Here is a 25,768-nt window from a genome sequence, read left to right as displayed (position 1 = left end):
TTCATCTTTGATAAGTTTAGCTACGGATAAACACTAGTACGATGGTCATAAGCCCAAAAGCAACCATAACAATAGTATCTTGTAAGTGCCAGTGAAGGATACGGTATTTTGTCCGACCTTCCCCACCTTGGTAGCCTCTTGCTTCCATCGCTGTAGCTAGATCTTCCGCACGATTGAAACTGCTGACAAATAGCGGAATCAGTAAAGGAATCACCGCTTTCATTTTTTGCACTAGACTTCCTTCGCCAAAGTCAACACCACGCGCGCGCTGTGCATTCATGATTTTTTCGGTTTCGTCCATCAATGTCGGCACAAAACGTAAAGCGATCGAAAGCATCAACGATACTTCATGTACTGGAAAGCGAACAACTTTCAATGGTCGTAACAAATATTCAATCGCATCGGATAATTCTAAAGGCGGCGTTGTCAGTGTCAATAAAGTGGACATAAAGATGATCAAAACAAACCGACAAAAAATAAATAGTCCGTTCATGACACCAAATTGAGTGATATTGAAAATCCCCCAACTCCAATACGTTTCTCCACCACTTGTAAACAGTACTTGTAAACCTACAGTGAATAGAATCAACCAGATCAACGGACGGATTCCTCGAATAAAGAATTTGATATCTACTTTTGACAAGAAAACAGCAAATAAAGTAAACACCGCTAATAAGGCATATGTCTGCCAGTTATTGGCTAAGAAGATAATGCCGATAAAATAGAAACTTGCCAATAACTTTGCACGTGGATCTAAACGATGGATAAATGAGTCTCCAGGCATATAACGACCAAAAATCAATTTATTCATCATGAGCAGTACCTCCCACCAGTTTGACCAATTGGTCCGCTAATGCGTCTGCAGTAATCGGCAATTCATCAAAATGGATGCCTTTTACACGTAGTTCCTCTGCAAACTCAGTGGCTGTTGGTACGCCTAACTGCCGTTCTTTTAACCATTCAAGGTGTTGGAAGACTTCTTTTGGTTCGCCGCACTTAACAATGCGACCTTTCTCCAATACATAAACAAAATCGGCATAGTTTGCCACATCGTCCATCAAATGGGTGACTAATACAATCGTGATTTGCTGTTCTTTATGCAAACGCCAGAACATATCCATCATTTCTTTTCTTCCTTGTGGATCTAACCCAGCTGTTGGCTCATCTAAGACGAGAACTTCGGGTTTCATAGCTAGAACACCAGCAATCGCTACACGTCGCATTTGACCACCTGACAGCTCGAAAGGCGAGCGTTCTAAATACGTCTCATCTAAGCCGACTTGCTCTAAGGTCTCCTTTGCCAGTAGAGTCGCCTCTTCCTCACTCACACCAAAGTTTTTTGGGCCAAACGCAATATCTCTTGCGACCGTTTCTTCAAACAACTGTGCCTCTGGAAATTGAAAAACAATACCGACTTTTTTTCGAATTGGTTTCAAATTTTTATTATCTGTATCTGGTTTGATCTGACGATCACCGATTTGGACAGTTCCTTCCGTCGGTTTGATCAACGCATTCAAATGCTGAAGCAAGGTGGATTTCCCACTTCCAGTATGACCCACTAATGCAGTGTAGCTGTTTTCTTTGATCAACAAGTCAATATCAAATAAAGCTCGTTGCTCGAATGGTGTATTCGGTTGGTACGTAAAGTTTACTTTTTCAAAACGGATGTCCATAACCAATCCACCATCCTTTCTTCTGTCATGTATTCTTTAGGCACTTCAATGCCACGTTCTTTCAAGGCACTTTTTAGTTTTTCGGGAAAAGGCAAATCTAAGCCTAGATTGATTAGTTCGGGGCCGGCAGAGAATATCTCTTTCGGTGTTCCTTCATTCACTAATTCGCCTTCTTTCATCACAAAAATACGATTGGCATTGGCTGCTTCATCAATATCATGCGTGATTGAAATAACGGTCAGTTGACTTTCCTCTTTGATTTCTTTGATCGTTGTGATGACTTCTTCACGACCTTCAGGATCTAACATACTTGTTGCTTCATCCAAGATGATGATTTCTGGTCGGAGGGCTACAACACCGGCAATCGCCACACGTTGTTTCTGTCCACCGGAAAGACGAACCGGTTCTCTTGTCGCAAAATCAGACATTCGAACTTTTTCAAGAGCATCTTTCACTCGAACGATCATTTCTTCTCGAGGAATGCCTTGATTCTCTAAACCAAAGGCCACGTCATCCTCTACTGTTGATCCAACAAATTGATTGTCCGGATTTTGAAAGACCATGCCGACTTTTTGGCGGATCGTCCATATATTCTCTTCATTTAGTATTTGATTACCAACTTTGACCGTCCCAGATTCAGGAAGGAGTAAGCCATTGATCGTTTTTGCAAGCGTTGATTTACCAGAACCATTGTGCCCGATAATCGCGATCCATTCTCCTTTATTGATCGTGAAAGAAACATCTTTCAATGCTGGTCGTAAATCTTCTGGTTGGTATTTGTAATTAATCTTTCCTAATTCAATAATCGGCTCCATAAGTACTCCCTCTTCATCCTAAAGTTCCTATTAACCCTATCAAAAAACTGCTTAGTTTTCAATCATTTCTGATTTTTAAAATGTTTTTTTATACCTTCAAGACTGTCTTGACAGTTAATTGAAGGTACAAAAAAACACTTTATGATGAGTGCATACTCCCCAAACGAATCGCTTGGGGAGCAGCGCTGAGCTAGACTCGGAATAAGTAACTTCCAACATCATAACACTCTAAAAGAATCATCCATAAAGTGATGTTATTAGTGTGATTTTAGACAAGTTCTAAGACAACCATTGGTGCTCCGTCTCCGCGTCTTGGTTCTGTCTTCAAGATACGAGTGTAGCCACCTTGACGTTCAGCATAACGAGGTGCAATATCGTTGAATAACTTTTGTAAAGCTGATTCGATAACGATTTCCTCATTTTCTTCACGCACGCTAGCAACTTCATTACGTACGAAAGCCGCAGCTTGACGACGTGCATGTAAGTCTCCGCGTTTGCCTAAAGTGATCATTTTTTCAGCAGTTGAGCGAACTTCTTTCGCACGAGCTTCTGTAGTCACAATACGTTCATTAATTAATAAGTCAGTTGTTAAATCACGCAACATCGCTTTACGTTGGCTAGATGTGCGTCCTAGTTTACGATAACTCACGTTGGTTTCCCTCCTTCGTAAAAGGTTTAATCTTCTTTACGTAAACCTAAACCTAAGTCATGCAATTTTGCTTTAACTTCTTCCAATGATTTACGTCCTAAGTTACGGACTTTGATCATTTCTGGCTCAGATTTATTCGTAAGTTCTTGTACAGTATTGATTCCTGCACGTTTTAAGCAATTATAAGAGCGAACAGATAAGTCTAATTCTTCAATCGTCATTTCTAACATTTTTTCTTTTTGTGTTTCTTCTTTTTCGACCATGATTTCAGCGTTTTTCGCTTCATCAGTTAGGTTGACAAAGATGTCTAAATGTTCAGTCATGATTTTTGCAGATAAACTCATTGCTTCCAATGGTTCGATTGAACCATCTGTCCAGATCTCCATTGTCAATTTATCAAAATCTTCACGATGTCCAACACGTGTGTTTTCTACTTGGTAGTTGACACGACGTACAGGCGTGTAGATTGAATCGACTGGAAGAACACCAATTGGCATATCTTCTTTTTTGTTTTCATCTGCTTGAACATAACCACGTCCTGGTTTCACCGTTAGGCGAGCATGGAACGTAGCACCTTCAGATACACTGCAGATGTACATATCTTTGTTAAGAATTTCTACCTCACTATCAACGATAATATCGCCAGCAGTTACTGTAGCAGGTCCGGTAATATCGATCTCAAGGGTTTTTTCTTCTTGACCATACATTTTCAGTGCTAAACCTTTAATGTTCAAGATGATTTGAGTGACGTCTTCTCTAACACCTTTGATGGTAGAGAATTCATGCAGTACACCATCGATTTGAATATTAGTGATGGCAGCACCTGGCAAAGAAGATAATAAAATACGACGTAGGGAATTCCCTAAAGTAGTCCCATACCCTCTTTCAAGAGGTTCAACGATGAACTTGCCATAATCTTTTTCTTCATCAATTTTTGCGATTCTTGGTTTTTCGAACTCAATCATTCTTATCTTTACCCCTTTCAAAACGAAAAGTGTCTTGTTCAATGACGTTACTAATAGAACTCAAAATGAGAGGCACTCATTAAACACGACGGCGTTTTGGAGGGCGGGCACCATTATGAGGAACTGGAGTCACGTCACGAATTGCAGTCACTTCTAAACCTGTTGCTTGTAATGAACGAATTGCTGCTTCACGTCCAGAACCAGGTCCCTTAACTGTTACTTCAACAGTTTTTAATCCGTGTTCCATTGCTGCTTTTGTAGCTGTTTCTGCTGCCATTTGAGCGGCAAAAGGAGTTGATTTTTTGCTTCCTTTGAAACCTAATGAACCAGCTGATGACCACGCTAAAGCATTTCCGTGAGTATCAGTGATCATGATGATTGTGTTGTTGAATGTAGAGTGGATATGTGCAATCCCAGCTTCTATATTCTTTTTCACACGGCGTTTACGATTCACTTTTTTTGCTACCATGAAGATTTAACCTCCTTCACTTAAGAATTATTTTTTCTTGCCAGCGATAGCGCGAGCTGGGCCTTTACGAGTACGTGCATTGTTTTTCGTGTTTTGTCCACGAACAGGCAATCCACGACGGTGACGGATTCCACGGTAAGAACCGATTTCCATCAAGCGTTTGATGTTTAAGTTCACTTCACGACGAAGATCCCCTTCAACTTTTAATTTATCTACTTCTGCACGGATAGCATCTGTTTGTTCATTCGTTAATTCACGAACGCGAACATCTTCAGATACGCCAGCATTAGCTAAGATTTGTTTCGCAGTAGTGTTACCAATACCATAGATATAAGTAAGTGAAACTACTACACGTTTATCACGAGGAATATCTACTCCTGCAATACGAGCCATATTTAGTGCACCTCCATTTATCCTTGACGTTGTTTATGTTTTGGATTTGCTGGGCAAATCACCATAACGCGTCCTTTACGACGAATTACTTTACAATGTTCACACATTGGTTTTACTGATGGTCTTACTTTCATGATAATACCTCCTGTAGTTTTACGGAGTACAATTATTTAAAGCGATAAGTAATACGGCCACGGTTTAAATCATATGGAGACAATTCAACCGTCACTTTGTCACCAGGTAGAATACGAATGTAGTGCATACGAATTTTACCTGAAACAGTAGCAAGAACTTGGTGTCCGTTTTCTAGTTCAACTTTAAACATTGCATTCGGCAAAGTTTCGACGACTGTACCTTCGACTTCAATCATATCTTCTTTTGCCACGCACAGTACCTCCTTGTACTTGTTTCGCATTTTCACACGATAAAATGGCGGAAACTGCAGTTCCCACCTCAAAATTCTCAAAATGGATCATCTAGAGGATTCTCTAGAAGTCGGACTGACATATTCTATCATAATTTATTGAACTTGACAAGAGTAACTGCTTAATGCAAGTCGGCTACGGGCAATCGTGCTATTTTTCAATGATTTTTTGGACATCAGTAAATACAGCATCGATTTCACGATCACCATCGATAGTGTGTAGCAAACCTTGTTCTTTATAATAAGCCAAGATTGGTTCACTATTTTTGATGTTGATAGCCAGACGATTTTTAACCGTCTCAGGTTTATCATCTTCTCTTTGATAGAATTCATGCCCACCACAACGATCACATGTGTCTTCAACTTTTGTAGGGTTGAAAATTTTATGGTAAGTTGCTCCACAGTTACGGCAAATGAAGCGGCCTGCTAGACGCTCAACCAAAACTTCTTCACCCACGTGGATATCGATGACAGCATCAATTTGTTTATTTAAATCTTTTAACATTGCATCTAGAGCTTCTGCTTGCTCGATTGTACGAGGAAAGCCATCTAATAAGAAGCCTTTCTCTGTATCGGGTTCTGCTAAACGCTCTTTTACGATTCCATTTGTTACTTCATCAGGAACTAATGCACCTTTATCCATATAAGACTTTGCTTCCAAGCCAAGAGCTGTTTCATTTTTGATAGCTGCACGAAACATATCTCCTGTTGAGATGTGAGGAATCCCATAAGCGTCAATGATTTTTTCAGCTTGTGTTCCTTTACCTGCACCTGGCAGCCCCATTAAAATGAGGTTCATTGCTTTCCCTCCTAATAAATGTGAGAACGTGTGTTGAGGAAAAACCTCAACACGCTTTCTTACTCAATAAAGCCAACATATTTACGTTTCAGCATTAAGCCTTCTAACTGTTTCGCAGTTTCTAAAGCCACACCGATCACGATCAACAGACTTGTACCACCTAATCCGATTGATTGTGGCAGATCCCAAACCATTTGAGCAATGATTGGTAATAATGCCACTAAACCAAGGAATAGTGCTCCGACTGTACTTAATCGCATCAATAAGCTTGAGACATACTCTTCAGTCCCCTTACCAGGGCGTACACTTGGTATATAGCTTCCTTGCTTTTGTAAGTTCTCCGCTAATTTCTCAGGGTTTACTTGGACAAAGGCATAGAAGAATGTAAATGCGACGATCAATACCGTATAAATCGTTGCGCCAGGCACCGTATTATAGTTAAAGATCTCCATCATTATTTTATACCAGTTTTCAGATCCGAAACGGCCACTTAACGCTTGTAACACAGCATTTGGTGTTGCAATAAATGAACTTGCAAAGATAACCGGAATTACCCCAGCAGCATTTACTTTCAACGGTAGATAACTACTTGTTGGCGCACCTGCTATACGTTTTGTGTACTGAATCGGGATCTTACGTTCAGCTTGTTGGAAAAATGTTACGAATGTCACGATTGCTAGAACCGCAACTAGTAAGATGGCAACGAAAATCGCAGATCTCCAGATATCGGAAGAATTGATATTTACGAAGTAATCTTCATAAATTTCACGTACACTTTCCGGTAATCTTGAAATGATCCCTGCAAAGATGATCATTGACACACCGTTACCGATACCTTTTTCAGTGATTTGTTCACCCAACCAAGTAACAAACATCGTTCCTGCAGTTAAGATCAAACCGATCGTTACATAAGTAGAGACATTTGGATTGTTGACAAAACCTAATTGAGCGTATTGGTTAAATCCTGCTGTGATACCGACAGATTGGATAAATGCCAATACTAACGTCAAATATCTTGTTGCCTGATTCAACTTTTTACGACCAACTTCACCTTGTTTCGACCATTCCACAAAACGTGGCACGATATCCATTTGTAATAATTGGATAACGATCGAAGCAGTAATGTAAGGCGAAACCCCCATCGAAAAGATCGAGAAGTTTTGCATTGCACTACCACTTACCAAGTTCAACATGTTGAAAAACGGTAAGCTAGATAGGTCTTGTAATGAGCTTGCATTTACGCCGGGAACAGTGATATGTGCCCCTAAACGAAAAACAAAGAGAACAAATACAGTAAAAAGGATTTTCGATCTAATATCTTTGACCTTAAAAGCGTCTTTTAATAGTTTAAGCATTAGATCACCTCAACAGAGCCACCAGCCGCTTCGATTGCTTCTTGTGCTGCTTTTGAGAATTTAGCTGCTTTCACAGTTAACTTTTTGTTCAATTCTCCGTTAGCTAAAACTTTGATTCCAGCTTTTTCGTTTTTCACGATTCCAGCTTCTACTAAAGCAACAGGAGTTACTTCAGCTCCGTCTTCAAAGCGATTCAAGACATCTAAATTAACGACTGCGTAGTCCTTACGGTTAACATTTGTAAATCCACGTTTTGGTAAACGACGGAACAATGGTGTTTGTCCCCCTTCGAATCCTAGACGTACACCACCGCCTGAACGAGCTTTTTGTCCTTTTTGACCACGTCCGGCAGTTTTTCCGTTACCTGAAGAAGTACCACGACCAACACGGTTACGTACTTGGCGTGAACCTTCAGCGGGTTTTAATTCATGAAGTTTCATAGGTTTGGCACCTCCTTAATTGTCCTAGTTCTTATTTTATTTGTTTAATTAAACTTCTTCAACGTCCACTAAGTGAGAAACAGTGTTGATCATGCCTTTGATTGCTTCATTAGCAGGCTTAACCACAGAACTGTTAATCTTTGTAAGACCTAACGCTTTAACAGTATCGCGTTGGTTTTGAGGACGTCCGATAATACTGCGTTTTAAAGTTACTTTTAATTCAGCCATTATGTTTGTCCTCCTTATCCGATTAATTCTTCCACTGATTTGCCGCGTAGAGCTGCAACTTCTTCAGCACGTTTTAATTGTTTCAAACCTTCAACAGTTGCGCGAACAACGTTGATTGGTGTGTTTGAGCCTAAAGATTTAGAAGTGATATCTGCTACCCCTGCTAATTCTAATACGGCACGAACTGGTCCACCAGCAGCAACCCCAGAACCTTCAACAGCAGGTTTCATTAGGATTCTACCACCACTAAAAGCACCGATTACTTCGTGTGGGATTGTTGAACCAACCATAGGTACTTCAACTAAGTTTTTCTTCGCATCTTCAATTGCTTTACGGATCGCTTCAGGTACTTCTTGTGCTTTACCAGTACCAAATCCTACGTGTCCGTTTTTGTCACCGACAACAACTAAAGCAGCAAAACGTAGACGACGTCCACCTTTAACAACTTTTGTTACACGGTTAATTGCAACAACGCGGTCTTCTAATTCCAAATGTTTTGGATCGATATAAACCATGAATGGTATTCCTCCTTCTTCTAAAATTCTAGTCCATTTTCGCGAGCAGCTTCAGCTAAAGCTTGCACACGGCCATGGTAAAGGTATCCACCACGGTCAAAGACTACGACTTTAATGCCTTTTTCAGTTGCGCGTTCAGCAACTAATTTACCGACAGCTTGTGCTGCTTCTGTTTTTGTTCCACCTGAAATTTCTTTATCCAAGGTAGAGGCACTTGCTAGCGTTACACCCGCTACGTCATCAATAAGTTGCGCGTAGATGTTTTTGTTAGAACGAAAAACGTTCAAGCGTGGGCGCTCAGCAGTACCAGAGATAGTGTTACGTACACGACGGTGTCTCTTTTGACGTGTTTTGTTCTTATCTGGTTTTGTAATCACAATTGTCACCTCTTTATTTTTATTTTTTCTACTGTCAGACAGTAGAAATGATCAGTTTTGAAAAAATAGAAGCTGCGGCACAAGTAAACTCTCTCTTAATGAAGAAATACTTCAGCAAAATCCTTTTTTCCTGCTGCTGGCTTCTATGAAATTTTTCGAAACGATTATTTACCAGTTTTACCTTCTTTACGGCGTACGAATTCGCCAACATAACGAATACCTTTACCTTTATAAGGTTCTGGAGGACGAGTACCACGGATGTTCGCAGCTAATTCGCCAACTTCTTCTTTGTTCGCACCCTTCACAATTACTTGTGTGTTAGATGGGACTTCAACAGTCACGCCAGCTGGTGGTGTGATTTCTACTGGATGTGAGTAACCAACGTTCAATACAAGTTTTGTTCCTTGCATTTGCGCACGGTACCCAACCCCGATTAATTCTAATCCTTTTTGGAAACCTTCACTAACACCTACAACCATGTTGTTGAAGTTAGCACGAGTTGTTCCATGGATAGTTTTCATTTCTTTACTGTCATTTGGACGAGTGAATGTCACTTCATTTCCTTCGATATTCATTTTGATATCAGCAGAAAATGTACGAGTCAATTCCCCTTTTGGTCCTTTAACTGTAACGTTGTTTCCATCTTGAGTGATAGTTACTCCTTCAGGGATCACAACGATCTTATTTCCAATACGGCTCACTTAAAGACACCTCCTTGTAGATTCTACTTGATTACCATACGTAAGCGATAACTTCGCCGCCGATGTTTTTCTCACGAGCTTCTTTATCAGTGACAACACCTTCAGAAGTCGAAATAATAGCGATACCTAAGCCATTTAAAACTTTTGGCACTTCGCCAGCTTTAACATAAACACGTAAGCCTGGTTTAGAAATACGTTTTAAGTTTGTAATAACACGTTCGCCGCTTTTACCGAATTTTAGGAAAACACGGATCACGCCTTGCTTGTCATCTTCGATATATTCAACATCACGGACGAAACCTTCACGTTTCAAGATTTCAGCGATGTCACGTTTAATTTTTGATGCAGGTACTTCTAAAGCCTCATGTTTAACCATGTTTGCATTACGGATACGAGTTAGAAAATCTGCAATTGGATCTGTCATGACCATTGAACTTTTACCTCCTTCTTATGCGAATTTACTTTTTTACCAGCTAGCTTTCTTCACGCCGGGAATTTGACCTTTATAGGCAAGTTCGCGGAAGCAAATACGGCAAAGATGGAACTTACGATAAACTGAATGTGGACGTCCGCAACGTTCGCAACGAGTGTAAGCTTGTGTTGAATGTTTTGCAGGACGTTTGTTTTTAGCAATCATTGATTTTTTAGCCACGTAGTTCGCCTCCTTTAATTATTTTTGGAATGGCATGCCTAATTGTGTCAACAACTCACGAGATTCTTCATCTGTGTTCGCTGTCGTTACAATGACGATGTCCATACCACGTACTTTATCTACTAAATCATAATCTACTTCTGGGAAGATCAATTGTTCTTTAATACCTAAAGTGTAGTTTCCACGACCATCAAAGGCTTTTTTACTTACACCATGGAAGTCACGTACACGTGGTAGAGAAACTGATACTAATTTATCTAAAAATTCGTACATTCTTTCTCCGCGTAAGGTAACTTTTGCTCCAATTGGCATTCCTTCACGTAAACGGAATCCAGCGATTGATTTTTTAGCTTTTGTGATCATTGGTTTTTGTCCAGTGATCAAAGTTAGTTCTTCAACTGCTTTGTCTAAGTTTTTAGCGTTTGATACCGCATCACCAACACCCATGTTGATGACGATCTTTTCAACTTTAGGTGTTTGCATAACAGAGCTATAGTCAAATTTTTCCATCAATGATGGAGTTACTTCTTTAAGATATTTTTCTTTTAGGCGGTTCATTCAGTAAGACCCTCCTTCCTTAAACTTTTTATTTATCTAAAACTTCACCGGTTTTTTTAGAAACACGGACTTTTTTTCCGTCTACTTCTTTGTAGCCAACTCGGCCAGCTACACCAGTAGAGTCGATGACCATCACGTTAGAAACGTGAAGTGGCGCTTCCATCTCAACAATTCCACCTTGAGGAGCAGCTTGAGAAGGTTTTTGGTGTTTTTTGATCATGTTCACACCTTCGACAACCACTTTATCCTGTTTAGGAAACGCTGCTAATACAACGCCTTCTTTGTTTTTGTCTTTACCGGTGATCACTTTAACTTTATCGCCTTTTTTAACAAACATAACTGTTTCGCACCTCCTTTGTTAAGTGTCTCAAGATTATAAAACTTCTGGTGCTAGAGAAACGATCTTCATGAAGTTGTTTTCACGTAGTTCACGTGCAACTGGCCCAAAGATACGTGTTCCACGAGGGCTTTTATCATCACGAATAATCACTGCAGCATTTTCATCAAACTTGATATATGAACCGTCTGCACGACGAGCTCCTGATTTTGTACGAACGATAACGGCTTTAACGACGTCACCTTTTTTGACAACCCCACCTGGCGTTGCTTGTTTAACCGTAGCAACGATCACATCACCGATATTCGCAGTTTTGCGACCAGATCCGCCAAGGACTTTGATCGTCAAAATTTCACGTGCGCCTGAATTATCAGCGATTCTTAAACGACTTTCTGCTTGGATCACGTTGTGTATCCTCCTTTCAGATTTTGCATTCAATCTATATAGGAAAATCTCGTGTTATTAGATAATAACTGCTTCTTCGACTATTTCCAACAAACGGAAACGTTTTGTAGCTGATAATGGACGAGTTTCCATAATTCTCACGATGTCGCCAACTTTTGCTGTGTTGTTTTCATCATGTACTTTGTACTTCTTAGAATAGTTCATACGTTTACCGTAGATAGGGTGGTTTTTCTTTGTTTCGACAGCAACGGTAATTGTTTTATCCATTTTGTCTGATACCACGCGACCTTGATAAACTTTGCGTTGATTTCTTTCTTCAGTCATACGCTTAATGGCCTCCTTCCATAATTACTTAGCTTGTTCACGCAAAACTGTTTTGATGCGTGCAATCGATTTACGTACTTCTTTAATACGTGCAGTGTTTTCTAATTGACCTGTTGCTAATTGGAATCTAAGATTAAACAATTCTTCTTTTAATTGTTTTTCTTGATCAAGCATTTCGGCAGTGGTTAATTCTCTGATTTCTTTAACCTTCATTCGATTCACCACCCATTTCCTCACGTTTTACGATCTTAGTTTTCATTGGTAATTTGTGAGAAGCTAAACGTAATGCTTCACGAGCTACTTCTTCAGAAACGCCTGCAATTTCAAACATGATTTTACCACGTTTTACTGGTGCAACCCATCCTTCAGGAGCCCCTTTACCTTTACCCATACGAACGCCGATCGCTTTAGATGTATATGATTTATGAGGGAAAATTTTGATCCATACTTTCCCGCCACGTTTCATGTAACGAGTCATAGCAATACGAGAAGCTTCGATCTGACGGTTTGTGATCCAGTGTGATTCAACAGCTTGTAAGCCGTATTCACCGAATGCTACTTCTTTTCCGCCTTTTGCTTCACCACGCATTTTTCCGCGGAATTCACGACGGTGTTTTACACGTTTAGGTACTAACATGTTTATTTCCCTCCTTTCTCAGTGTTTTTTTTAGTTGGAAGAATTTCTCCACGATAGATCCACACTTTAACTCCTAGTTTTCCGTATGTTGTATCTGCTTCTTCCCATGCGTAATCAATATCCGCACGCAAAGTGTGAAGAGGAACTGTTCCTTCTGAGTATCCTTCTGAACGAGCGATATCCGCACCGTTTAGACGTCCAGATACTTGAGTTTTGATCCCTTTAGCGCCAGAACGCATTGAACGTTGGATCGCTTGTTTTTGAGCGCGACGGAATGCAACACGGTTTTCTAATTGACGTGCAATTCCTTCACCTACTAATTTAGCATCTAAATCTGGTTTTTTGATTTCCACGATGTTGATATGGATTCTTTTACCAGTTAATTTGTTTAATTCTTTTCTTAGGTTTTCGACTTCAGATCCGCCTTTACCAATAACCATACCTGGTTTAGCTGTGTGGATTGAAATGTTTACGCGGCCAGTTGCGCGTTCGATTTCAATTGTTGATACAGCAGCATCAGCAAGTCTAGTTGAAATAAATTTACGGATTCTTAAATCTTCGTGTAAGAACTCTGCATACTCTTTTTCAGCAAACCATTTTGCATCCCAGTCGCGGATGATGCCTACACGCATTCCAATTGGATGTACTTTTTGACCCACAGATTATCCCTCCTTATTTTTCTGATACGACTACCGTGATATGACTTGTACGTTTGTTGATTGGTGAAGCTGAACCTTTTGCACGTGGACGGAAACGTTTCATTGTTGGTCCTTCGTTAACAAATGCTTCAGATACTACCAAGTTCTCAACATCTAAGTCAAAGTTGTTTTCTGCATTTGCAATTGCTGACATCAATACTTTCTCGATGATCCCAGCAGATTTGTTTGGTGTGAATTTCAAAATTGAAATTGCATCCGCAACACTTTTACCTCTGATAAGGTCAATTACTAGACGCGCTTTACGAGGTGAAGTGCGAACTGTTTTTGCAGTTGCTTTAGCTGATGTGATTTGTTCTGCCATTTGCTTTTATCCTCCCCTCGAATTAGCGTCTCGTTTTCTTGTCGTCAGCGACATGCCCACGATAAGTTCTAGTTGGTGCGAATTCACCTAATTTGTGTCCTACCATATCTTCTTGGATGTAAACTGGTACGTGTTTACGTCCATCGTATACTGCGATGGTATATCCAACAAAACTTGGGAAAATTGTCGAACGACGAGACCAAGTTTTGATTACTTTTTTCTTTTCGGCCCCTGCTTGAGCTTCAACTTTACTCATTAAATGCTCATCAACGAAAGGCCCTTTCTTTAAACTACGACCCATGGTGAACCTCCTCTCAAAATGTGCGACACATGGTCAAAGTAATTATTTATTTTTACGACGAACGATAAGTTTGTCTGATTTAGCTTTCTTGTTACGAGTTTTGTAACCAAGAGCTGGTTGACCCCAAGGAGAAACTGGAGCTTTACGTCCGATTGGAGCTTTACCTTCACCACCACCGTGTGGGTGATCGTTCGGGTTCATTACGCTACCACGTACAGTTGGGCGTTTACGCATCCAACGAGAGCGGCCAGCTTTACCAATATTGATAAGTTCGTGTTGTTCGTTACCTACAGAACCGATTGTTGCACGGCATGCAGCTAAGATCATGCGAACTTCACCAGAGTTTAAGCGGATCAATACGTATTTGCCTTCTTTACCAAGTACTTGAGCACTTGTACCAGCAGAACGGATCAATTGTCCACCTTTACCAGGTTTCATTTCAATATTGTGGATCACAGTACCAACTGGAATGTTTTCTAAAGGAAGAGCATTTCCGACTTTGATATCTGCTTCAGGACCTGAAACAAGTTTCATTCCAACTTGTAGTCCTTTTGGTGCTAAGATGTAAGCTTTCACTCCATCTTCATAATGTACTAACGCGATGTTAGCTGAACGGTTTGGATCATATTCGATCGTTTGAACAGTAGCAACAACGTTGTCTTTATTACGTTTGAAATCGATCACGCGGTATTGGCGTTTGTGTCCGCCACCTTGATGACGTACAGTGATGCGGCCGTTGTTATTACGTCCAGCATGGTTTTTCAATGGCTGTAACAATGTTTTTTCAGGTGTTGATGTTGTGATTTCAGCAAAATCAGAACCTGTCATGTTACGACGGCCATTTGTGGTAGGTTTGTACTTTTTAATCGCCACGTTTTCCCCTCCTAATTTAATCAGTTATCGAGTGTTGCTTATTCAGCAGCTTCGAATAATTGGATTTCTTTTGAATCTTCAGTCAATGTAACGATCGCTTTGCGACGTTTTTTTGTATATCCTGCATATTTGCCCATACGTTTGAATTTCGCACGTACGTTCACGATGTTCACGTTTTTGACTTTCACGTCAAAAGCAGCCTCAACCGCTTGTTTTACTAAAGTTTTGTTTGCGCGTGTGTCTACTTCGAAAGTATATTTCTTGTCATCCATGGCAAGCATTGATTTCTCAGTGATCACTGGGCGTTTGATTACGTCTAGTAAGTTCATTATGCAAGCACCTCCTCAATTTGAGTAAGAGCAGTTTGTGTTGCTAAAACTTTTGTATTTGATACAACATCTAGAACACTAACGTTGTCAGAAGTTACTACAGAAACGTTTGATAAGTTACGTGCAGATAAAGCTGCAAAGTCGTTACCAGGTTCTAGTACAACCAATACTTTAGAGTCAATAGATAATTTAGCAAGAACTTCTTTGAATTCTTTTGTTTTTGGTGCATCAAAGCTTAATCCTTCGATTGCTACCAAGTTGTTTTCTGCAACTTTTTCTGATAATACAGATTTCATTGCTAAACGACGAACTTTTTTAGGAAGTTTGTAGCTGTAAGAACGTGGTGTTGGTCCGAAGACTACGCCACCTCCACGCCATTGCGGTGAACGGATTGATCCTTGACGAGCACGACCAGTTCCTTTTTGACGCCATGGTTTACGGCCACCGCCTCGAACAGCGCTACGGTTTTTAACCGCATGTGTTCCTTGTCTTAATGATGCGCGTTGCATAACGATTGCGTCGTAAACAACACTTTCATTTGGTTCAATTCCGAAGATTTCTTCGTTAAGAGTGATTTCACCGTTTTGGCTTCCATCTTGTTTGAATAATGCTACATTCGGCATTCCTTAGTTCCTCCTTTCTTCCTACTATTATTTAGCTTTCACAGCTGATTTGATAGTGATTAATGATTTTTTCGCTCCAGGAACGTTACCTTTGATCAAGATTACGTTTCTTTCAGCATCTACACGTACAACTTCCAAGTTTTGGATAGTTACGCGGTTGCCACCCATACGGCCAGCAAGACGTTTGTTTTTGAATACACGGTTAGGTGCAACTGGACCCATTGACCCAGGACGACGATGGTAGCGAGAACCGTGAGCCATTGGTCCGCGGCTTTGGCCGTGACGTTTGATAACCCCTTGGAATCCTTTACCTTTCGTAGTACCTGTTACATCAATAATGTCTCCTGCTTGGAAAACATCAACTGTAATTTCTTTTCCTACTTCATATTCTCCTAGCTCAACATTTTTGAATTCACGAATGAAGCGCTTAGGAGCCGTGTTTGCTTTTGCAACATGACCTTTCGCAGGTTTGTTTGATAAAACTTCACGTTTGTCTTGGTAACCAACTTGAATAGCTTCGTAGCCATCAGTTTCCATTGTTTTTACTTGTAGTACTACGTTTGGCGTAGCTTCTACAACAGTAACTGGAATTAATTCGCCAGATTCAGTGAAGATTTGTGTCATTCCCACTTTTTTCCCTAAGATTCCTTTGGTCATGAGTACACCTCCATTATTATTAGTTTAGTTTTTATAGTTTGATTTCGATGTTAACACCTGATGGTAAGTCAAGCTTCATTAAAGCATCAACTGTTTTTGGTGTTGGGTTCACAATGTCGATAAGACGTTTGTGTGTACGCATTTCGAATTGTTCGCGTGAATCTTTGTATTTGTGAGTCGCACGAATAACTGTGTAAAGACTGCGTTCAGTTGGTAATGGAATTGGACCAGAAACGCCAGCTCCAGTTCTTTTTGCAGTTTCCACGATTTTATCCGCTGATTGATCTAAAATACGGTGTTCATACGCTTTTAAACGGATACGAATTTTTTGTTTTGCCATCTTGTTCCCTCCTTCGCCTATTTTGAAAAGTAGACATAGCTCCACGAAAATTTCCGTCACGCTCGTTCGTGGCAAAGCGTCCGGGCGTGTCGCAACCTCTCGTTTCTTAGCCGACAAAATCATTTTGATTTCGTCTGTGCCATTCACCTAAAGTAAACGCACCTTTGTCATTATAATATATCTAAATTCACAACGCAAGGTTTTTTTGCTGTAAAAAACAATTTATTTTCATAAATTTTCATTCAATTAAAAAAAGAGAAATCCTTCTCTTTTTTATAGAAGGATTTGTTGTTTTTCCTTTCAATTTCCATTCGCCTATTTAGAGGAAAAAGACAGTTCACTACATATTAAGAATATTTTTGGATATTCCTCTCTTTCATAGCCTCTCCTCTAATCAATTGTCTGCTGAAATAAAAAAAGTTCGAGGCAAAGGATCAAGATCCTTACCTCGAACTTCAACGTCCGAATAAATGTTACTTTGTTAGGCTTAAAATGAATTAAGCTTTGATTTCTGTAACGACACCGGCACCAACTGTACGTCCGCCTTCACGGATTGAGAATTTAGTACCGTTTTCGATAGCGATTGGGTGGATTAATTCAACTTCCATTGTTACGTTGTCGCCAGGCATAACCATTTCAGTTCCTTCTGGTAATTCAACAACACCAGTTACGTCAGTCGTACGGAAGTAGAATTGTGGACGGTAGTTAGTGAAGAATGGAGTATGACGTCCACCTTCTTCTTTAGTCAACACGTATACTTCTGCAGAGAATTTTGTATGAGGTGTGATTGTACCTGGTTTAGCTAAAACTTGACCACGTTGGATGTCTTCACGTGAAACACCACGTAATAACGCACCAATGTTATCGCCTGCTTCAGCGTAGTCTAATAATTTACGGAACATTTCAACACCAGTTACAGTTGTTTGAGCTGTTTCTTCTGCGATACCAACGATATCGATAACGTCACCAACACGAACTTGTCCACGTTCAACACGTCCTGTAGCAACAGTACCACGACCAGTGATTGAGAATACGTCCTCAACTGGCATCATGAATGGTTTGTCGTTATCACGTTCTGGAGTTGGGATATATTCGTCAACTGCAGCCATCAATTCAAGAATTTTTTCTTCGTATGAAGCGTCGCCTTCTAAAGCTCTTAAAGCTGAACCAGCGATTACAGGAACATCGTCACCAGGGAATTCGTATTCTGTTAATAGGTCACGAACTTCCATTTCAACTAATTCAAGTAATTCTTCGTCATCAACCATATCTACTTTGTTCAAGAATACAACGATGTATGGTACACCAACTTGACGAGATAATAGGATGTGTTCACGAGTTTGAGGCATAGGGCCGTCAGCAGCAGAAACAACTAAGATTGCTCCGTCCATTTGAGCAGCACCAGTGATCATGTTTTTAACGTAGTCCGCGTGTCCTGGGCAGTCAACGTGAGCATAGTGACGTGCGTCAGTTTCGTACTCAACGTGAGCTGTTGAGATAGTGATTCCGCGTTCGCGTTCTTCAGGAGCACCATCGATTTGATCGTAAGCCATTGCTTGGCCGCCGTTTTTCTTAGATAGTACAGTTGTGATTGCAGCTGTTAAAGTTGTTTTACCATGGTCAACGTGTCCGATAGTACCAATGTTAACGTGTGGTTTCGAACGGTCAAATTTTTCTTTTGCCATTTTAAAATATCCTCCCTAAAATTACAGTTTAATTTTTATTTGTCTGATAGGTATGTGATAGACAAAATTGCCGATCACATGCCCGTATCATCAAAAGTTATTTTACACGAAACTGCATAAAAAATACAGTCTCTAGATAAATCTCTTCACGAGACTACCTTGCTTTAAGAAATTATTCAGCTTTTCCGCCGTTTTTCTTAATGATTTCTTCTTGAACAGATTTCGGTACGTCTTCGTAGTGGTCAAATACCATCATGAATGTACCACGACCTTGAGTTGCTGAACGCAATGTAGTCGCGTATCCGAACATTTCTGCCAATGGAACGATTGCATTAACGATTTGTGAATTACCGTGTGCTTCCATTCCTTCGACACGTCCGCGTCGGCTTGTTACGTGTCCCATGATATCACCTAAGTAATCTTCTGGTACAGTAATCGTAACTTTCATCATTGGTTCAAGGATCACAGGACGTGCGTGTTTTGCAGCAGCTCTTAGAGCCATTGATGCAGCAACACGGAACGCTGTTTCATTTGAATCGACGTCATGGTATGAACCATCGTAAAGTTTTGCTTTGATATCCACTAATGGGTATCCAGCAAGAACACCGTTATTCATTGATTCTTCTAATCCTTTTTCAACTGCTGGGATGTATTCACGTGGAACCACACCACCAACGATTGCGTTTTCGAATTCGAAGCCTTTTCCTTCTTCGTTTGGTGTAAATTCAACCCATACGTGACCGTATTGACCTTTACCACCAGACTGACGTACAAATTTACCTTCCGCTTTTGTTGCTTCACGGAATGTTTCGCGGTAAGAAACTTGAGGCGCACCAACGTTTGCTTCAACTTTAAATTCGCGTTTCATACGGTCTACTAATACGTCCAAGTGCAACTCACCCATACCTGAGATAACTGTTTCACCTGTTTCAACGTTTGTTTCAACACGGAATGAAGGATCTTCTTCTGCAAGTTTTTGCAACGCAACACCCATTTTATCTTGGTCAGCTTTTGATTTAGGCTCAACAGCGACTTGGATAACTGGTTCTGGGAATTCGATTGATTCAAGGATAACTGGTGCATCTAATGCACACAATGTGTCCCCTGTTGTTGTATCTTTCAATCCAACAGCAGCGGCGATATCACCTGAATACACTTTGTCGATTTCTTGACGTGTGTTTGCGTGCATTTGTAGGATACGACCGATACGCTCTTTTTTGCCTTTTGATGCGTTCAATACGTATGAACCACTTTCAAGGACACCAGAGTAGACACGGAAGAAAGTTAGACGACCTACGAATGGGTCAGTCATTACTTTAAATGCTAATGAAGCAAAAGGAGCTTCGTCATCTGCAGGACGAGTTGTTTCTTCGTCTGTTTTTGAGTCAATACCTTTGATTGCTTCAATATCAAGTGGTGATGGCAAGTAATCAAGAACAGCATCCAACATCAATTGGACCCCTTTATTCTTGAATGCTGAACCAGCTAACACAGGGAAGAACTCAACGTTGATTGTTGCACGGCGGATACCGGCAATCAATTCTTCTTGAGTGATTTCTTCACCTTCAAGATATTTCATCATTAGTTCTTCGTCTGTTTCAGCAACAGCTTCGACTAATTTTTCACGCCATTCTTGTGCTTGTTCTGCATATTCTTCAGGGATTTCAGTTTCTTGGATGTCTGTGCCTAGATCGTTTGTGTAGATCTCTGCTTTCATCGTTACCAAGTCAATGATACCTGTGAAGTTATCTTCAGAACCGATTGGCAATTGGATTGGATGCGCGTTCGCTTGTAAGCGATCGTGCAATGATTTTACTGAGTATAAGAAGTCTGCACCGATTTTATCCATTTTGTTACAGAATACGATACGAGGTACTCGGTACTCAGTTGCTTGACGCCAAACAGTTTCAGTTTGAGGTTCAACACCTGATTGTGCATCAAGTACAGTTACAGCACCATCCAATACACGTAGAGAACGTTGAACTTCGATTGTGAAGTCTACGTGTCCTGGTGTATCGATGATATTTACGCGGTAACCTTTCCACTGCGCAGTAGTGGCAGCAGATGTAATCGTGATACCACGTTCTTGTTCTTGTTCCATCCAGTCCATCTGTGAAGCTCCTTCGTGAGTTTCACCGATTTTATGGATTTTACCAGTATAGTACAAGATACGCTCTGTTGTTGTAGTTTTACCTGCATCAACGTGAGCCATGATACCAATATTACGAGTTTTTTCTAGCGAAAATTCTCTTGCCATTTTCTTACTCCTCTCTTTGTTTAAATCGATTGTAAATTGACTTTCTGCTGTGGGATTAGCCGACAGACAGAGAGGATCTTACCAACGATAATGAGCAAATGCGCGGTTCGCGTCTGCCATTTTGTGTGTGTCTTCGCGTTTTTTAACAGAAGCTCCAGTATTGTTTGCAGCGTCCATGATTTCTTTCGCTAAGCGTTCTTCCATTGTGTGTTCACCGCGCAAGCGAGCGTAGTTAACTACCCAACGTAGCGCTAAAGTCGTACGACGTTCAGGGCGAACTTCAACTGGTACTTGATAGTTTGAACCCCCAACACGACGTGCTTTAACTTCAAGAACAGGCATAACATTATTCATTGCTTGTTCAAACACTTCTAATGGATCGTTACCTGTAGATTCTTTGATCAAATCAAAGGCATTATAGATAATATTAGCAGCAACACCGCGTTTTCCGTCAACCATTACACGGTTGATCAAGCGAGTTACTAATTTTGAGTTATAAATAGGATCTGGTAAAACATCACGTTTTGCAACAGGACCTTTACGTGGCATCCGTAACTCCTCCTTCCGAAATATTCTTCATAGTTGATCGAACGACTATTATATAGTAGGTTCGATTTTCATTTGTAGTAAATAATTAAAATTAAGCTTTAGGTCTTTTCGTACCGTATTTAGAACGGCTTTGTTTACGGTCGTTCACACCAGCAGTATCTAGTGCACCACGAACGATATGATAACGTACCCCTGGTAAGTCTTTTACACGTCCACCGCGTAATAGTACCACGCTATGCTCTTGTAAATTGTGACCAATCCCTGGGATATAAGCAGTAACTTCAATTAAGTTTGACAAACGAACACGAGCATATTTACGTAAAGCTGAGTTCGGTTTTTTAGGTGTCATTGTTCCCACACGTGTAGCTACCCCACGTTTTTGAGGAGAGTTCACGTTTGTTTGAGTTTTCTTAAAGCTGTTATATCCTTTGTTCAAAGCAGGTGAATTAGATTTTTCCACCTTTGATTTACGAGGTTTACGTACTAATTGGTTAATTGTAGGCATTCCTAGTTCCTCCTTCCCACGATTCACATCTAGTTCCACACATCCAGGTGGTTCTTTTTTTGCGATAAAAAATAAATGCAGTTATGCATCTTTATCAAATATGCTTTGATAAACAGTCAGCACGTCTCTTAACAGAGACCTGTAGATAAAGCACCTTGGTTAGAATATCACGGATAAAAAAGAATGTCAACCAAACATATACATTTTTTTCTATCCTATAAAATTTGTGTTATGCTCCCTATCTTTTTCGATCAAATCAAGCTAAAATAGCAGTTAAAGAGCTATAAAAATGCTGGAGGGATAGAAATGAACTTAAAGCAATTAGTAGGCATTAAAGCTGCAGAATTTGTTGAAGATGGCATGATCGTTGGACTTGGAACTGGTTCTACTGCCTATTATATGGTAGAAGAAATTGGCCGACGCATGCGCGAAGAAGGATTGAAAATCACTGGTGTCACTACTTCTAGCGGTACAAAAGCACAAGCAGAAAGCTTAGGTATCCCTTTGAAAAGTATTGATGAAGTCCCAGTCGTCGATTTGACGATCGATGGTGCCGATGAAATCAGTGCCGATTTTCAGGGAATCAAAGGCGGCGGTGCTGCTCTTTTATTTGAAAAGATTGTCGCATCTTATTCAAAACAAACGATCTGGATCGTCGATGGATCAAAAATGGTGGATCAACTTGGGCGCTTTCCACTCCCTGTCGAAGTCATCCCTTATGGTTCTCAACAACTGATGCGTCTTTTTAAAGAAAAAAATTATCAGCCTGTATTACGTCAAACAGAAACTGGGGAGACCGTCGTAACAGATAGTGGACATTATATTATTGACCTTCATTTAGAACGAATTGAAGATCCCGAAAAATTAGCGACTTATTTGGATCAATTAGTCGGTGTCGTCGAACACGGCTTGTTTTTAAATATGGTTTCAAAGGTTGTCGTTGCCTCTGAAAATGGCGTGTCTGTACTCGATACTCCCTTTCAAAAATAATGCGAAAGAGATTCGTTGAAAATGCCTAAAAAAACTATCTTTTTCAGTTACTTTATGCTACATTTTTACTTGTCTCAAACACTTAGAAAACTTTGCTAGAAAGGAATCACCATGAAGATTATCGGTTATGCACGTACAACTATCAATGATGTCGATTTGACGGCTCAAATGCAAAAACTCTCTGATTTTGGTTGTCATGAAATTTTTCACGAAACGTATGGTCAAAAAGACAGTTTATCTGACGCCATTTGTTTAGAAAAAGTCATCGAAAAAATGGAGCAAGGCGATACATTAGTGATTTGCCAGCTTCATCATCTAGGAAAATCGACAAGACAACTAACAGAATTCACGAAATTATTTAAAGACCGTGGGTTACATCTAGTCAGCATCACAGAAAAAATCGATACTCGCGAACCTATGGGGACGGTCTACTTCCAATTGATGGAAGGATTAGCTGAGATGGAGTGTGCATTGATCAAAGAACGCACGCTGATTGGATTAGATGAAGCACGCAAAAAAGGAAAAATCGGCGGACGACCAAAAATCGATGCCAAAACAATCAAAAAAATTCGTCGTCTCTACTATGAAAAGAAAGAAACGATCCAATTTATTTCTTCAAAATGTGGCGTTTCAGTCGGCACTTGCTACAAATATATCAACCTACCTGAAAAAGAGCTTCAGCAATTATTCAATTAATTAGCAAGTACAAACCCGTTGATTTCAATAATTGATCGAAAGAACCCACACTAAACAAACAGAAATTATTTTACTTAATAGATAAAAAGGTTGTCAAACAAGTTTTTTGAGTGAAAGCTCTGTAATAACGCTTGTTTACAGCCTTTTTTTTAGTTCGTCTGTGGTCTTTTAAACAAACAGCTTTCATTTTACAATGGAAATCTTATGAAAAACATTGTACAATAAGGCAGAACTGAAATTTTCAGAAATAACACTTATTTTAAAGGAGAGTTAAACATGCCAAAATTAGTTTTTTCTCGTCACGGTCTTAGCGAATGGAATGCATTGAACCAATTTACTGGTTGGGCAGATGTAAACCTAGCACCAGAAGGAATCGAAGAAGCAAAAGAAGGCGGACGTAAAATCAAAGAAGCTGGAATCGAATTTGATGTTGCTTATACTTCTGTATTAACTCGTGCCATCAAAACTTGTAACTTGATTTTAGAATACTCAGATCAACTTTGGGTACCACAAATCAAATCATGGCGCTTGAACGAACGTCATTATGGTAAATTACAAGGATTAAATAAAAAAGAAACAGCAGAAAAATATGGTGACGAACAAGTTCACATCTGGCGTCGTTCATACGATACTCTTCCTCCATTAATGGAAGCAACTGATGAAGGTTCAGCAGCAAACGATCGTCGTTATGCAATGTTAGACAAACGCGACGTACCTGGTGGAGAAAACTTGAAAGTTACTTTAGAACGCGCATTGCCATTCTGGCAAGACGAAATTGCACCAGCTTTGTTAGACAACAAAACTGTCTTAGTTGCTGCACATGGTAACTCTTTACGTGCATTAGCAAAACATATCGAAGGAATCTCTGATGAAGACATCATGGATCTTGAAATCCCAACAGGTCAACCACTTGTTTATGAATTAAACGACGACTTGACTGTCATCAAAAAATACTACTTATAATAGATAATCTATTATAAGTATGACAGCCCCCTCACCTCCTATTATTGTAAGAGATGAAGGGGCTGTTTTTTTAGATATTAGATAGACGGCAGTCTTAGCTATCAAATGCGAATGACATCAAATTACATAAGAACTAATGATCATAATAGTAAGTACTGTTTGAATAAAAAAAAATTAAGAGAAGGGGCGCAGCATTGAGAGAAAAAAGAACGTTTGGTTTATTATCTATCACGCCTAATGGCGCATGAACCACTCAGTAATCATTTCTAAATAACTCGAAAGATTCGTTATGTAAGACATTTTACTAACAGAGGTCGGGACAGAAGTGTTCAGCCTCGAGAAATAAGGCGCCATCCACGAAAATTGTTCTTCAAATTTTTGTGGATGGCGCCTTATTTCCGAAGAGGTTACTTCTGTTCCCGCCGTTTATTCGGTTTTAGGTGGTGGGAGAGAACTAATGTCCCACTCCCGTTTATTGAGCCATAGATAGCGAGAGGACAAATAGATTATATAAGCTATGTAACATCATGGCAGGTAATATATTGTTGGTTTTCACGTATAGATATATTGTAGCTAAAGTCAAAAATAGAACTTGGACCATTGCGAATAGATTTCCACCATATGTAAAGCTATGCCCATAGAAAAAGAATCCTGTTGAAACCAGCCCATACACTAATTTTAACCAATTAGAATCAGTTATACTCAAAAATAGGTAACGGTACACTAATTCTTCTCTTATTGGGGAAATCACTATGACAGAAAATAGAACAACACTCTCGTAATTTTGTGAGACTACTTCAAAACTGCCAAATACAAGTACCATATATATAAAATTCGTCACTAACAAAAGTAGCAAAGTGAATCCTACTTGTTTCATCATTGACAGATTCAGACCTTGTAATGCTCGATTTAATTCGGACATGCAAAGTAAGTAAATAAATAAAATCATTATTAGATTTAGACCCAATTGGTTATTTTCTAATAGTATGAGAATGGTCTTACTTCTTATTATTCCAAAGTTTGTTATACAAAAAATGGTTATCCAGACAGTTAGGATGATACTTTTTATGAGAGTTAGCCGCATATGATCTATCTTCATCTTGACCACCAATTAATAGAACTATGAATCATCTTGTCCCCCTTCTCACCGACTCCTGAAAAAGCAAGCAGTAATTGCTTAGATAGTTAAAACACTGTAATTCTCTTTCTGATCGCATGCCCAACATACAATGCTTATGTTTATTAAATAAACAATTTCTTTTGG

At 39.8% G+C, this 25,768-nt stretch carries 40 protein-coding genes; 3 read left to right on the top strand and 37 right to left on the bottom strand.

Annotation, left to right across the window (positions count from 1 at the left end; translation table 11 throughout):
• Positions 1–16: 16 nt before the first annotated feature.
• The 36 genes from IGJ14_RS00485 to rpsL form a co-directional block, all read right to left on the bottom strand.
• The gene (locus IGJ14_RS00485) at positions 17–814 is read right to left on the bottom strand and encodes an energy-coupling factor transporter transmembrane component T family protein (RefSeq protein WP_019722576.1); all 798 of its coding nucleotides are present in this window, start codon (positions 812–814) and stop codon (positions 17–19) included.
• The gene (locus tag IGJ14_RS00480) at positions 804–1,673 is read right to left on the bottom strand and encodes an energy-coupling factor ABC transporter ATP-binding protein (RefSeq protein WP_010734447.1); all 870 of its coding nucleotides are present in this window, start codon (positions 1,671–1,673) and stop codon (positions 804–806) included. The genes IGJ14_RS00485 and IGJ14_RS00480 overlap by 11 nt, the downstream gene beginning before the upstream one ends.
• Complete coding sequence (locus IGJ14_RS00475; protein WP_010734448.1) at positions 1,649–2,488, bottom strand: energy-coupling factor ABC transporter ATP-binding protein; 840 nt, start codon at positions 2,486–2,488, stop codon at positions 1,649–1,651. The genes IGJ14_RS00480 and IGJ14_RS00475 overlap by 25 nt, the downstream gene beginning before the upstream one ends.
• A 268-nt stretch (positions 2,489–2,756) precedes the next feature.
• Positions 2,757–3,137, bottom strand: coding sequence for a 50S ribosomal protein L17 (gene rplQ / locus IGJ14_RS00470; RefSeq protein WP_010734449.1), 381 nt, complete (start codon positions 3,135–3,137; stop codon positions 2,757–2,759).
• A gap of 26 nt (positions 3,138–3,163) precedes the next feature.
• Entirely contained in the window at positions 3,164–4,102 is a 939-nt protein-coding gene (locus IGJ14_RS00465; protein ID WP_005880735.1) for a DNA-directed RNA polymerase subunit alpha, read from the bottom strand.
• Between the two features lie 79 nt (positions 4,103–4,181).
• Positions 4,182–4,571, bottom strand: coding sequence for a 30S ribosomal protein S11 (gene rpsK / locus IGJ14_RS00460; RefSeq protein ID WP_010734450.1), 390 nt, complete (start codon positions 4,569–4,571; stop codon positions 4,182–4,184).
• A gap of 27 nt (positions 4,572–4,598) precedes the next feature.
• The gene (gene rpsM / locus IGJ14_RS00455; RefSeq protein ID WP_010734451.1) at positions 4,599–4,964 is read right to left on the bottom strand and encodes a 30S ribosomal protein S13; all 366 of its coding nucleotides are present in this window, start codon (positions 4,962–4,964) and stop codon (positions 4,599–4,601) included.
• Positions 4,965–4,981: 17 nt separating this feature from the next.
• A complete protein-coding gene (rpmJ, locus tag IGJ14_RS00450) occupies positions 4,982–5,098 on the bottom strand; it encodes a 50S ribosomal protein L36 (RefSeq protein ID WP_002288710.1) in 117 nt (38 codons plus the stop codon).
• A 32-nt stretch (positions 5,099–5,130) separates the two neighbouring features.
• The gene (infA, locus tag IGJ14_RS00445) at positions 5,131–5,349 is read right to left on the bottom strand and encodes a translation initiation factor IF-1 (protein WP_002288695.1); all 219 of its coding nucleotides are present in this window, start codon (positions 5,347–5,349) and stop codon (positions 5,131–5,133) included.
• 190 nt (positions 5,350–5,539) lie between these two features.
• A complete protein-coding gene (locus IGJ14_RS00440) occupies positions 5,540–6,187 on the bottom strand; it encodes an adenylate kinase (protein WP_010734452.1) in 648 nt (215 codons plus the stop codon).
• Positions 6,188–6,246: 59 nt separating this feature from the next.
• Positions 6,247–7,542, bottom strand: coding sequence for a preprotein translocase subunit SecY (gene secY, locus IGJ14_RS00435; RefSeq protein WP_019723012.1), 1,296 nt, complete (start codon positions 7,540–7,542; stop codon positions 6,247–6,249).
• A complete protein-coding gene (gene rplO / locus IGJ14_RS00430) occupies positions 7,542–7,982 on the bottom strand; it encodes a 50S ribosomal protein L15 (RefSeq protein WP_010734454.1) in 441 nt (146 codons plus the stop codon). Before rplO ends, secY begins: the two co-directional genes overlap by 1 nt.
• Before the next feature lie 48 nt (positions 7,983–8,030).
• Positions 8,031–8,210 (bottom strand): 50S ribosomal protein L30, encoded by a 180-nt coding sequence (gene rpmD / locus IGJ14_RS00425; RefSeq protein WP_010734455.1) that lies wholly within the window; start codon positions 8,208–8,210, stop codon positions 8,031–8,033.
• Positions 8,211–8,224: 14 nt separating this feature from the next.
• Entirely contained in the window at positions 8,225–8,725 is a 501-nt protein-coding gene (rpsE, locus tag IGJ14_RS00420; RefSeq protein WP_010734456.1) for a 30S ribosomal protein S5, read from the bottom strand.
• 20 nt (positions 8,726–8,745) lie between these two features.
• Entirely contained in the window at positions 8,746–9,102 is a 357-nt protein-coding gene (gene rplR / locus IGJ14_RS00415; protein ID WP_010734457.1) for a 50S ribosomal protein L18, read from the bottom strand.
• A 164-nt stretch (positions 9,103–9,266) separates the two neighbouring features.
• A complete protein-coding gene (gene rplF / locus IGJ14_RS00410; RefSeq protein WP_010734458.1) occupies positions 9,267–9,803 on the bottom strand; it encodes a 50S ribosomal protein L6 in 537 nt (178 codons plus the stop codon).
• Between the two features lie 31 nt (positions 9,804–9,834).
• On the bottom strand, positions 9,835–10,233 hold the full coding sequence (gene rpsH, locus IGJ14_RS00405) for a 30S ribosomal protein S8 (protein WP_010734459.1): 399 nt from the start codon (positions 10,231–10,233) through the stop codon (positions 9,835–9,837).
• A 36-nt stretch (positions 10,234–10,269) separates the two neighbouring features.
• Complete coding sequence (locus IGJ14_RS00400) at positions 10,270–10,455, bottom strand: type Z 30S ribosomal protein S14 (protein WP_002356214.1); 186 nt, start codon at positions 10,453–10,455, stop codon at positions 10,270–10,272.
• A gap of 18 nt (positions 10,456–10,473) precedes the next feature.
• Entirely contained in the window at positions 10,474–11,013 is a 540-nt protein-coding gene (gene rplE, locus IGJ14_RS00395) for a 50S ribosomal protein L5 (protein WP_010734460.1), read from the bottom strand.
• 28 nt (positions 11,014–11,041) lie between these two features.
• The gene (rplX, locus tag IGJ14_RS00390; RefSeq protein ID WP_010734461.1) at positions 11,042–11,350 is read right to left on the bottom strand and encodes a 50S ribosomal protein L24; all 309 of its coding nucleotides are present in this window, start codon (positions 11,348–11,350) and stop codon (positions 11,042–11,044) included.
• A gap of 36 nt (positions 11,351–11,386) precedes the next feature.
• Entirely contained in the window at positions 11,387–11,755 is a 369-nt protein-coding gene (rplN, locus tag IGJ14_RS00385; RefSeq protein ID WP_010734462.1) for a 50S ribosomal protein L14, read from the bottom strand.
• A gap of 57 nt (positions 11,756–11,812) precedes the next feature.
• Entirely contained in the window at positions 11,813–12,079 is a 267-nt protein-coding gene (rpsQ, locus tag IGJ14_RS00380) for a 30S ribosomal protein S17 (RefSeq protein WP_010734463.1), read from the bottom strand.
• 24 nt (positions 12,080–12,103) lie between these two features.
• Positions 12,104–12,292: a 50S ribosomal protein L29 gene (rpmC, locus tag IGJ14_RS00375; protein ID WP_002288664.1), complete on the bottom strand. Its 189-nt coding sequence runs from the start codon at positions 12,290–12,292 to the stop codon at positions 12,104–12,106.
• On the bottom strand, positions 12,282–12,716 hold the full coding sequence (rplP, locus tag IGJ14_RS00370) for a 50S ribosomal protein L16 (protein WP_010734464.1): 435 nt from the start codon (positions 12,714–12,716) through the stop codon (positions 12,282–12,284). The genes rpmC and rplP overlap by 11 nt, the downstream gene beginning before the upstream one ends.
• A 2-nt stretch (positions 12,717–12,718) precedes the next feature.
• Positions 12,719–13,375 (bottom strand): 30S ribosomal protein S3, encoded by a 657-nt coding sequence (gene rpsC, locus IGJ14_RS00365; RefSeq protein ID WP_010734465.1) that lies wholly within the window; start codon positions 13,373–13,375, stop codon positions 12,719–12,721.
• Positions 13,376–13,388: 13 nt separating this feature from the next.
• The gene (rplV, locus tag IGJ14_RS00360) at positions 13,389–13,736 is read right to left on the bottom strand and encodes a 50S ribosomal protein L22 (RefSeq protein WP_010734466.1); all 348 of its coding nucleotides are present in this window, start codon (positions 13,734–13,736) and stop codon (positions 13,389–13,391) included.
• 22 nt (positions 13,737–13,758) lie between these two features.
• Complete coding sequence (gene rpsS, locus IGJ14_RS00355; RefSeq protein WP_010734467.1) at positions 13,759–14,037, bottom strand: 30S ribosomal protein S19; 279 nt, start codon at positions 14,035–14,037, stop codon at positions 13,759–13,761.
• Between the two features lie 42 nt (positions 14,038–14,079).
• Positions 14,080–14,910: a 50S ribosomal protein L2 gene (gene rplB, locus IGJ14_RS00350; RefSeq protein ID WP_010734468.1), complete on the bottom strand. Its 831-nt coding sequence runs from the start codon at positions 14,908–14,910 to the stop codon at positions 14,080–14,082.
• 38 nt (positions 14,911–14,948) lie between these two features.
• Positions 14,949–15,239 (bottom strand): 50S ribosomal protein L23, encoded by a 291-nt coding sequence (gene rplW / locus IGJ14_RS00345; RefSeq protein ID WP_002290449.1) that lies wholly within the window; start codon positions 15,237–15,239, stop codon positions 14,949–14,951.
• Positions 15,239–15,862 (bottom strand): 50S ribosomal protein L4, encoded by a 624-nt coding sequence (rplD, locus tag IGJ14_RS00340; RefSeq protein ID WP_010734469.1) that lies wholly within the window; start codon positions 15,860–15,862, stop codon positions 15,239–15,241. Before rplD ends, rplW begins: the two co-directional genes overlap by 1 nt.
• A gap of 27 nt (positions 15,863–15,889) precedes the next feature.
• Complete coding sequence (gene rplC, locus IGJ14_RS00335) at positions 15,890–16,519, bottom strand: 50S ribosomal protein L3 (protein WP_010734470.1); 630 nt, start codon at positions 16,517–16,519, stop codon at positions 15,890–15,892.
• 31 nt (positions 16,520–16,550) lie between these two features.
• Positions 16,551–16,859, bottom strand: coding sequence for a 30S ribosomal protein S10 (gene rpsJ / locus IGJ14_RS00330; RefSeq protein ID WP_010734471.1), 309 nt, complete (start codon positions 16,857–16,859; stop codon positions 16,551–16,553).
• Positions 16,860–17,356: 497 nt separating this feature from the next.
• A complete protein-coding gene (gene tuf / locus IGJ14_RS00325; protein ID WP_010734472.1) occupies positions 17,357–18,544 on the bottom strand; it encodes an elongation factor Tu in 1,188 nt (395 codons plus the stop codon).
• 172 nt (positions 18,545–18,716) lie between these two features.
• The gene (gene fusA / locus IGJ14_RS00320) at positions 18,717–20,801 is read right to left on the bottom strand and encodes an elongation factor G (RefSeq protein WP_010734473.1); all 2,085 of its coding nucleotides are present in this window, start codon (positions 20,799–20,801) and stop codon (positions 18,717–18,719) included.
• Between the two features lie 78 nt (positions 20,802–20,879).
• The gene (rpsG, locus tag IGJ14_RS00315; protein ID WP_010734474.1) at positions 20,880–21,350 is read right to left on the bottom strand and encodes a 30S ribosomal protein S7; all 471 of its coding nucleotides are present in this window, start codon (positions 21,348–21,350) and stop codon (positions 20,880–20,882) included.
• A 91-nt stretch (positions 21,351–21,441) separates the two neighbouring features.
• Complete coding sequence (rpsL, locus tag IGJ14_RS00310) at positions 21,442–21,855, bottom strand: 30S ribosomal protein S12 (protein ID WP_010734475.1); 414 nt, start codon at positions 21,853–21,855, stop codon at positions 21,442–21,444.
• A 306-nt stretch (positions 21,856–22,161) separates the two neighbouring features.
• Between rpsL and rpiA the strand changes: the two genes are divergently transcribed.
• The 3 genes from rpiA (at position 22,162) to IGJ14_RS00295 (ending at position 24,504) form a co-directional block, all read left to right on the top strand.
• On the top strand, positions 22,162–22,845 hold the full coding sequence (gene rpiA, locus IGJ14_RS00305) for a ribose-5-phosphate isomerase RpiA (RefSeq protein ID WP_010734476.1): 684 nt from the start codon (positions 22,162–22,164) through the stop codon (positions 22,843–22,845).
• Between the two features lie 111 nt (positions 22,846–22,956).
• On the top strand, positions 22,957–23,541 hold the full coding sequence (locus tag IGJ14_RS00300; RefSeq protein ID WP_019723066.1) for a recombinase family protein: 585 nt from the start codon (positions 22,957–22,959) through the stop codon (positions 23,539–23,541).
• 276 nt (positions 23,542–23,817) lie between these two features.
• A complete protein-coding gene (locus IGJ14_RS00295) occupies positions 23,818–24,504 on the top strand; it encodes a 2,3-diphosphoglycerate-dependent phosphoglycerate mutase (RefSeq protein ID WP_010734478.1) in 687 nt (228 codons plus the stop codon).
• Positions 24,505–24,976: 472 nt separating this feature from the next.
• Here the strand turns inward: IGJ14_RS00295 and IGJ14_RS00290 are convergent, their stop codons facing one another.
• Complete coding sequence (locus tag IGJ14_RS00290) at positions 24,977–25,453, bottom strand: CPBP family intramembrane glutamic endopeptidase (RefSeq protein WP_157999841.1); 477 nt, start codon at positions 25,451–25,453, stop codon at positions 24,977–24,979.
• Between the last annotated feature and the right edge of the window lie 315 nt (positions 25,454–25,768).

Source organism: Enterococcus sp. DIV1304_2, from assembly GCF_050555445.1.
GTDB lineage: Bacteria > Bacillota > Bacilli > Lactobacillales > Enterococcaceae > Enterococcus_B > Enterococcus_B pernyi.
Note: the sequence above shows the minus strand (reverse complement) of the source record. Positions and strands in the feature narration are given on the sequence as shown.

Bases quoted from the DNA above. Each gene is read 5' to 3' on its own strand.
- rpmJ (WP_002288710.1), bottom strand. From the start codon at position 5,098: ATGAAAGTAAGACCATCAGTAAAACCAATGTGTGAACATTGTAAAGTA.
- rpsK (WP_010734450.1), bottom strand. From the start codon at position 4,571: ATGGTAGCAAAAAAAGTGAATCGTAAACGCCGTGTGAAAAAGAATATA.
- rplD (WP_010734469.1), bottom strand. From the start codon at position 15,862: ATGCCGAATGTAGCATTATTCAAACAAGATGGAAGCCAAAACGGTGAA.
- rplP (WP_010734464.1), bottom strand. From the start codon at position 12,716: ATGTTAGTACCTAAACGTGTAAAACACCGTCGTGAATTCCGCGGAAAA.
- rpmD (WP_010734455.1), bottom strand. From the start codon at position 8,210: ATGGCTGAATTAAAAGTAACTTTAAAACGCAGTATTATCGGACGTCCT.
- fusA (WP_010734473.1), bottom strand. From the start codon at position 20,801: ATGGCAAGAGAATTTTCGCTAGAAAAAACTCGTAATATTGGTATCATG.
- rpiA (WP_010734476.1), top strand. From the start codon at position 22,162: ATGAACTTAAAGCAATTAGTAGGCATTAAAGCTGCAGAATTTGTTGAA.
- rpsS (WP_010734467.1), bottom strand. From the start codon at position 14,037: ATGGGTCGTAGTTTAAAGAAAGGGCCTTTCGTTGATGAGCATTTAATG.
- rplV (WP_010734466.1), bottom strand. From the start codon at position 13,736: ATGGCAGAACAAATCACATCAGCTAAAGCAACTGCAAAAACAGTTCGC.
- rpsG (WP_010734474.1), bottom strand. From the start codon at position 21,350: ATGCCACGTAAAGGTCCTGTTGCAAAACGTGATGTTTTACCAGATCCT.
- rpsJ (WP_010734471.1), bottom strand. From the start codon at position 16,859: ATGGCAAAACAAAAAATTCGTATCCGTTTAAAAGCGTATGAACACCGT.
- IGJ14_RS00440 (WP_010734452.1), bottom strand. From the start codon at position 6,187: ATGAACCTCATTTTAATGGGGCTGCCAGGTGCAGGTAAAGGAACACAA.
- rplE (WP_010734460.1), bottom strand. From the start codon at position 11,013: ATGAACCGCCTAAAAGAAAAATATCTTAAAGAAGTAACTCCATCATTG.
- rpsM (WP_010734451.1), bottom strand. From the start codon at position 4,964: ATGGCTCGTATTGCAGGAGTAGATATTCCTCGTGATAAACGTGTAGTA.
- IGJ14_RS00475 (WP_010734448.1), bottom strand. From the start codon at position 2,488: ATGGAGCCGATTATTGAATTAGGAAAGATTAATTACAAATACCAACCA.
- IGJ14_RS00480 (WP_010734447.1), bottom strand. From the start codon at position 1,673: ATGGACATCCGTTTTGAAAAAGTAAACTTTACGTACCAACCGAATACA.
- rplC (WP_010734470.1), bottom strand. From the start codon at position 16,519: ATGACCAAAGGAATCTTAGGGAAAAAAGTGGGAATGACACAAATCTTC.
- rplW (WP_002290449.1), bottom strand. From the start codon at position 15,239: ATGAACTTACTAGACGTAATCAAACGCCCAGTGATCACTGAGAAATCA.
- rpsQ (WP_010734463.1), bottom strand. From the start codon at position 12,079: ATGACTGAAGAAAGAAATCAACGCAAAGTTTATCAAGGTCGCGTGGTA.
- IGJ14_RS00295 (WP_010734478.1), top strand. From the start codon at position 23,818: ATGCCAAAATTAGTTTTTTCTCGTCACGGTCTTAGCGAATGGAATGCA.
- rpmC (WP_002288664.1), bottom strand. From the start codon at position 12,292: ATGAAGGTTAAAGAAATCAGAGAATTAACCACTGCCGAAATGCTTGAT.
- IGJ14_RS00300 (WP_019723066.1), top strand. From the start codon at position 22,957: ATGAAGATTATCGGTTATGCACGTACAACTATCAATGATGTCGATTTG.
- rpsL (WP_010734475.1), bottom strand. From the start codon at position 21,855: ATGCCTACAATTAACCAATTAGTACGTAAACCTCGTAAATCAAAGGTG.
- IGJ14_RS00465 (WP_005880735.1), bottom strand. From the start codon at position 4,102: ATGATTGAGTTCGAAAAACCAAGAATCGCAAAAATTGATGAAGAAAAA.
- tuf (WP_010734472.1), bottom strand. From the start codon at position 18,544: ATGGCAAAAGAAAAATTTGACCGTTCGAAACCACACGTTAACATTGGT.
- secY (WP_019723012.1), bottom strand. From the start codon at position 7,542: ATGCTTAAACTATTAAAAGACGCTTTTAAGGTCAAAGATATTAGATCG.
- rplO (WP_010734454.1), bottom strand. From the start codon at position 7,982: ATGAAACTTCATGAATTAAAACCCGCTGAAGGTTCACGCCAAGTACGT.
- rpsH (WP_010734459.1), bottom strand. From the start codon at position 10,233: ATGGTCATGACAGATCCAATTGCAGATTTTCTAACTCGTATCCGTAAT.
- IGJ14_RS00485 (WP_019722576.1), bottom strand. From the start codon at position 814: ATGATGAATAAATTGATTTTTGGTCGTTATATGCCTGGAGACTCATTT.
- IGJ14_RS00290 (WP_157999841.1), bottom strand. From the start codon at position 25,453: ATGATTTTATTTATTTACTTACTTTGCATGTCCGAATTAAATCGAGCA.
- rplX (WP_010734461.1), bottom strand. From the start codon at position 11,350: ATGTTTGTTAAAAAAGGCGATAAAGTTAAAGTGATCACCGGTAAAGAC.
- rpsE (WP_010734456.1), bottom strand. From the start codon at position 8,725: ATGGTTTATATCGATCCAAAACATTTGGAATTAGAAGACCGCGTTGTT.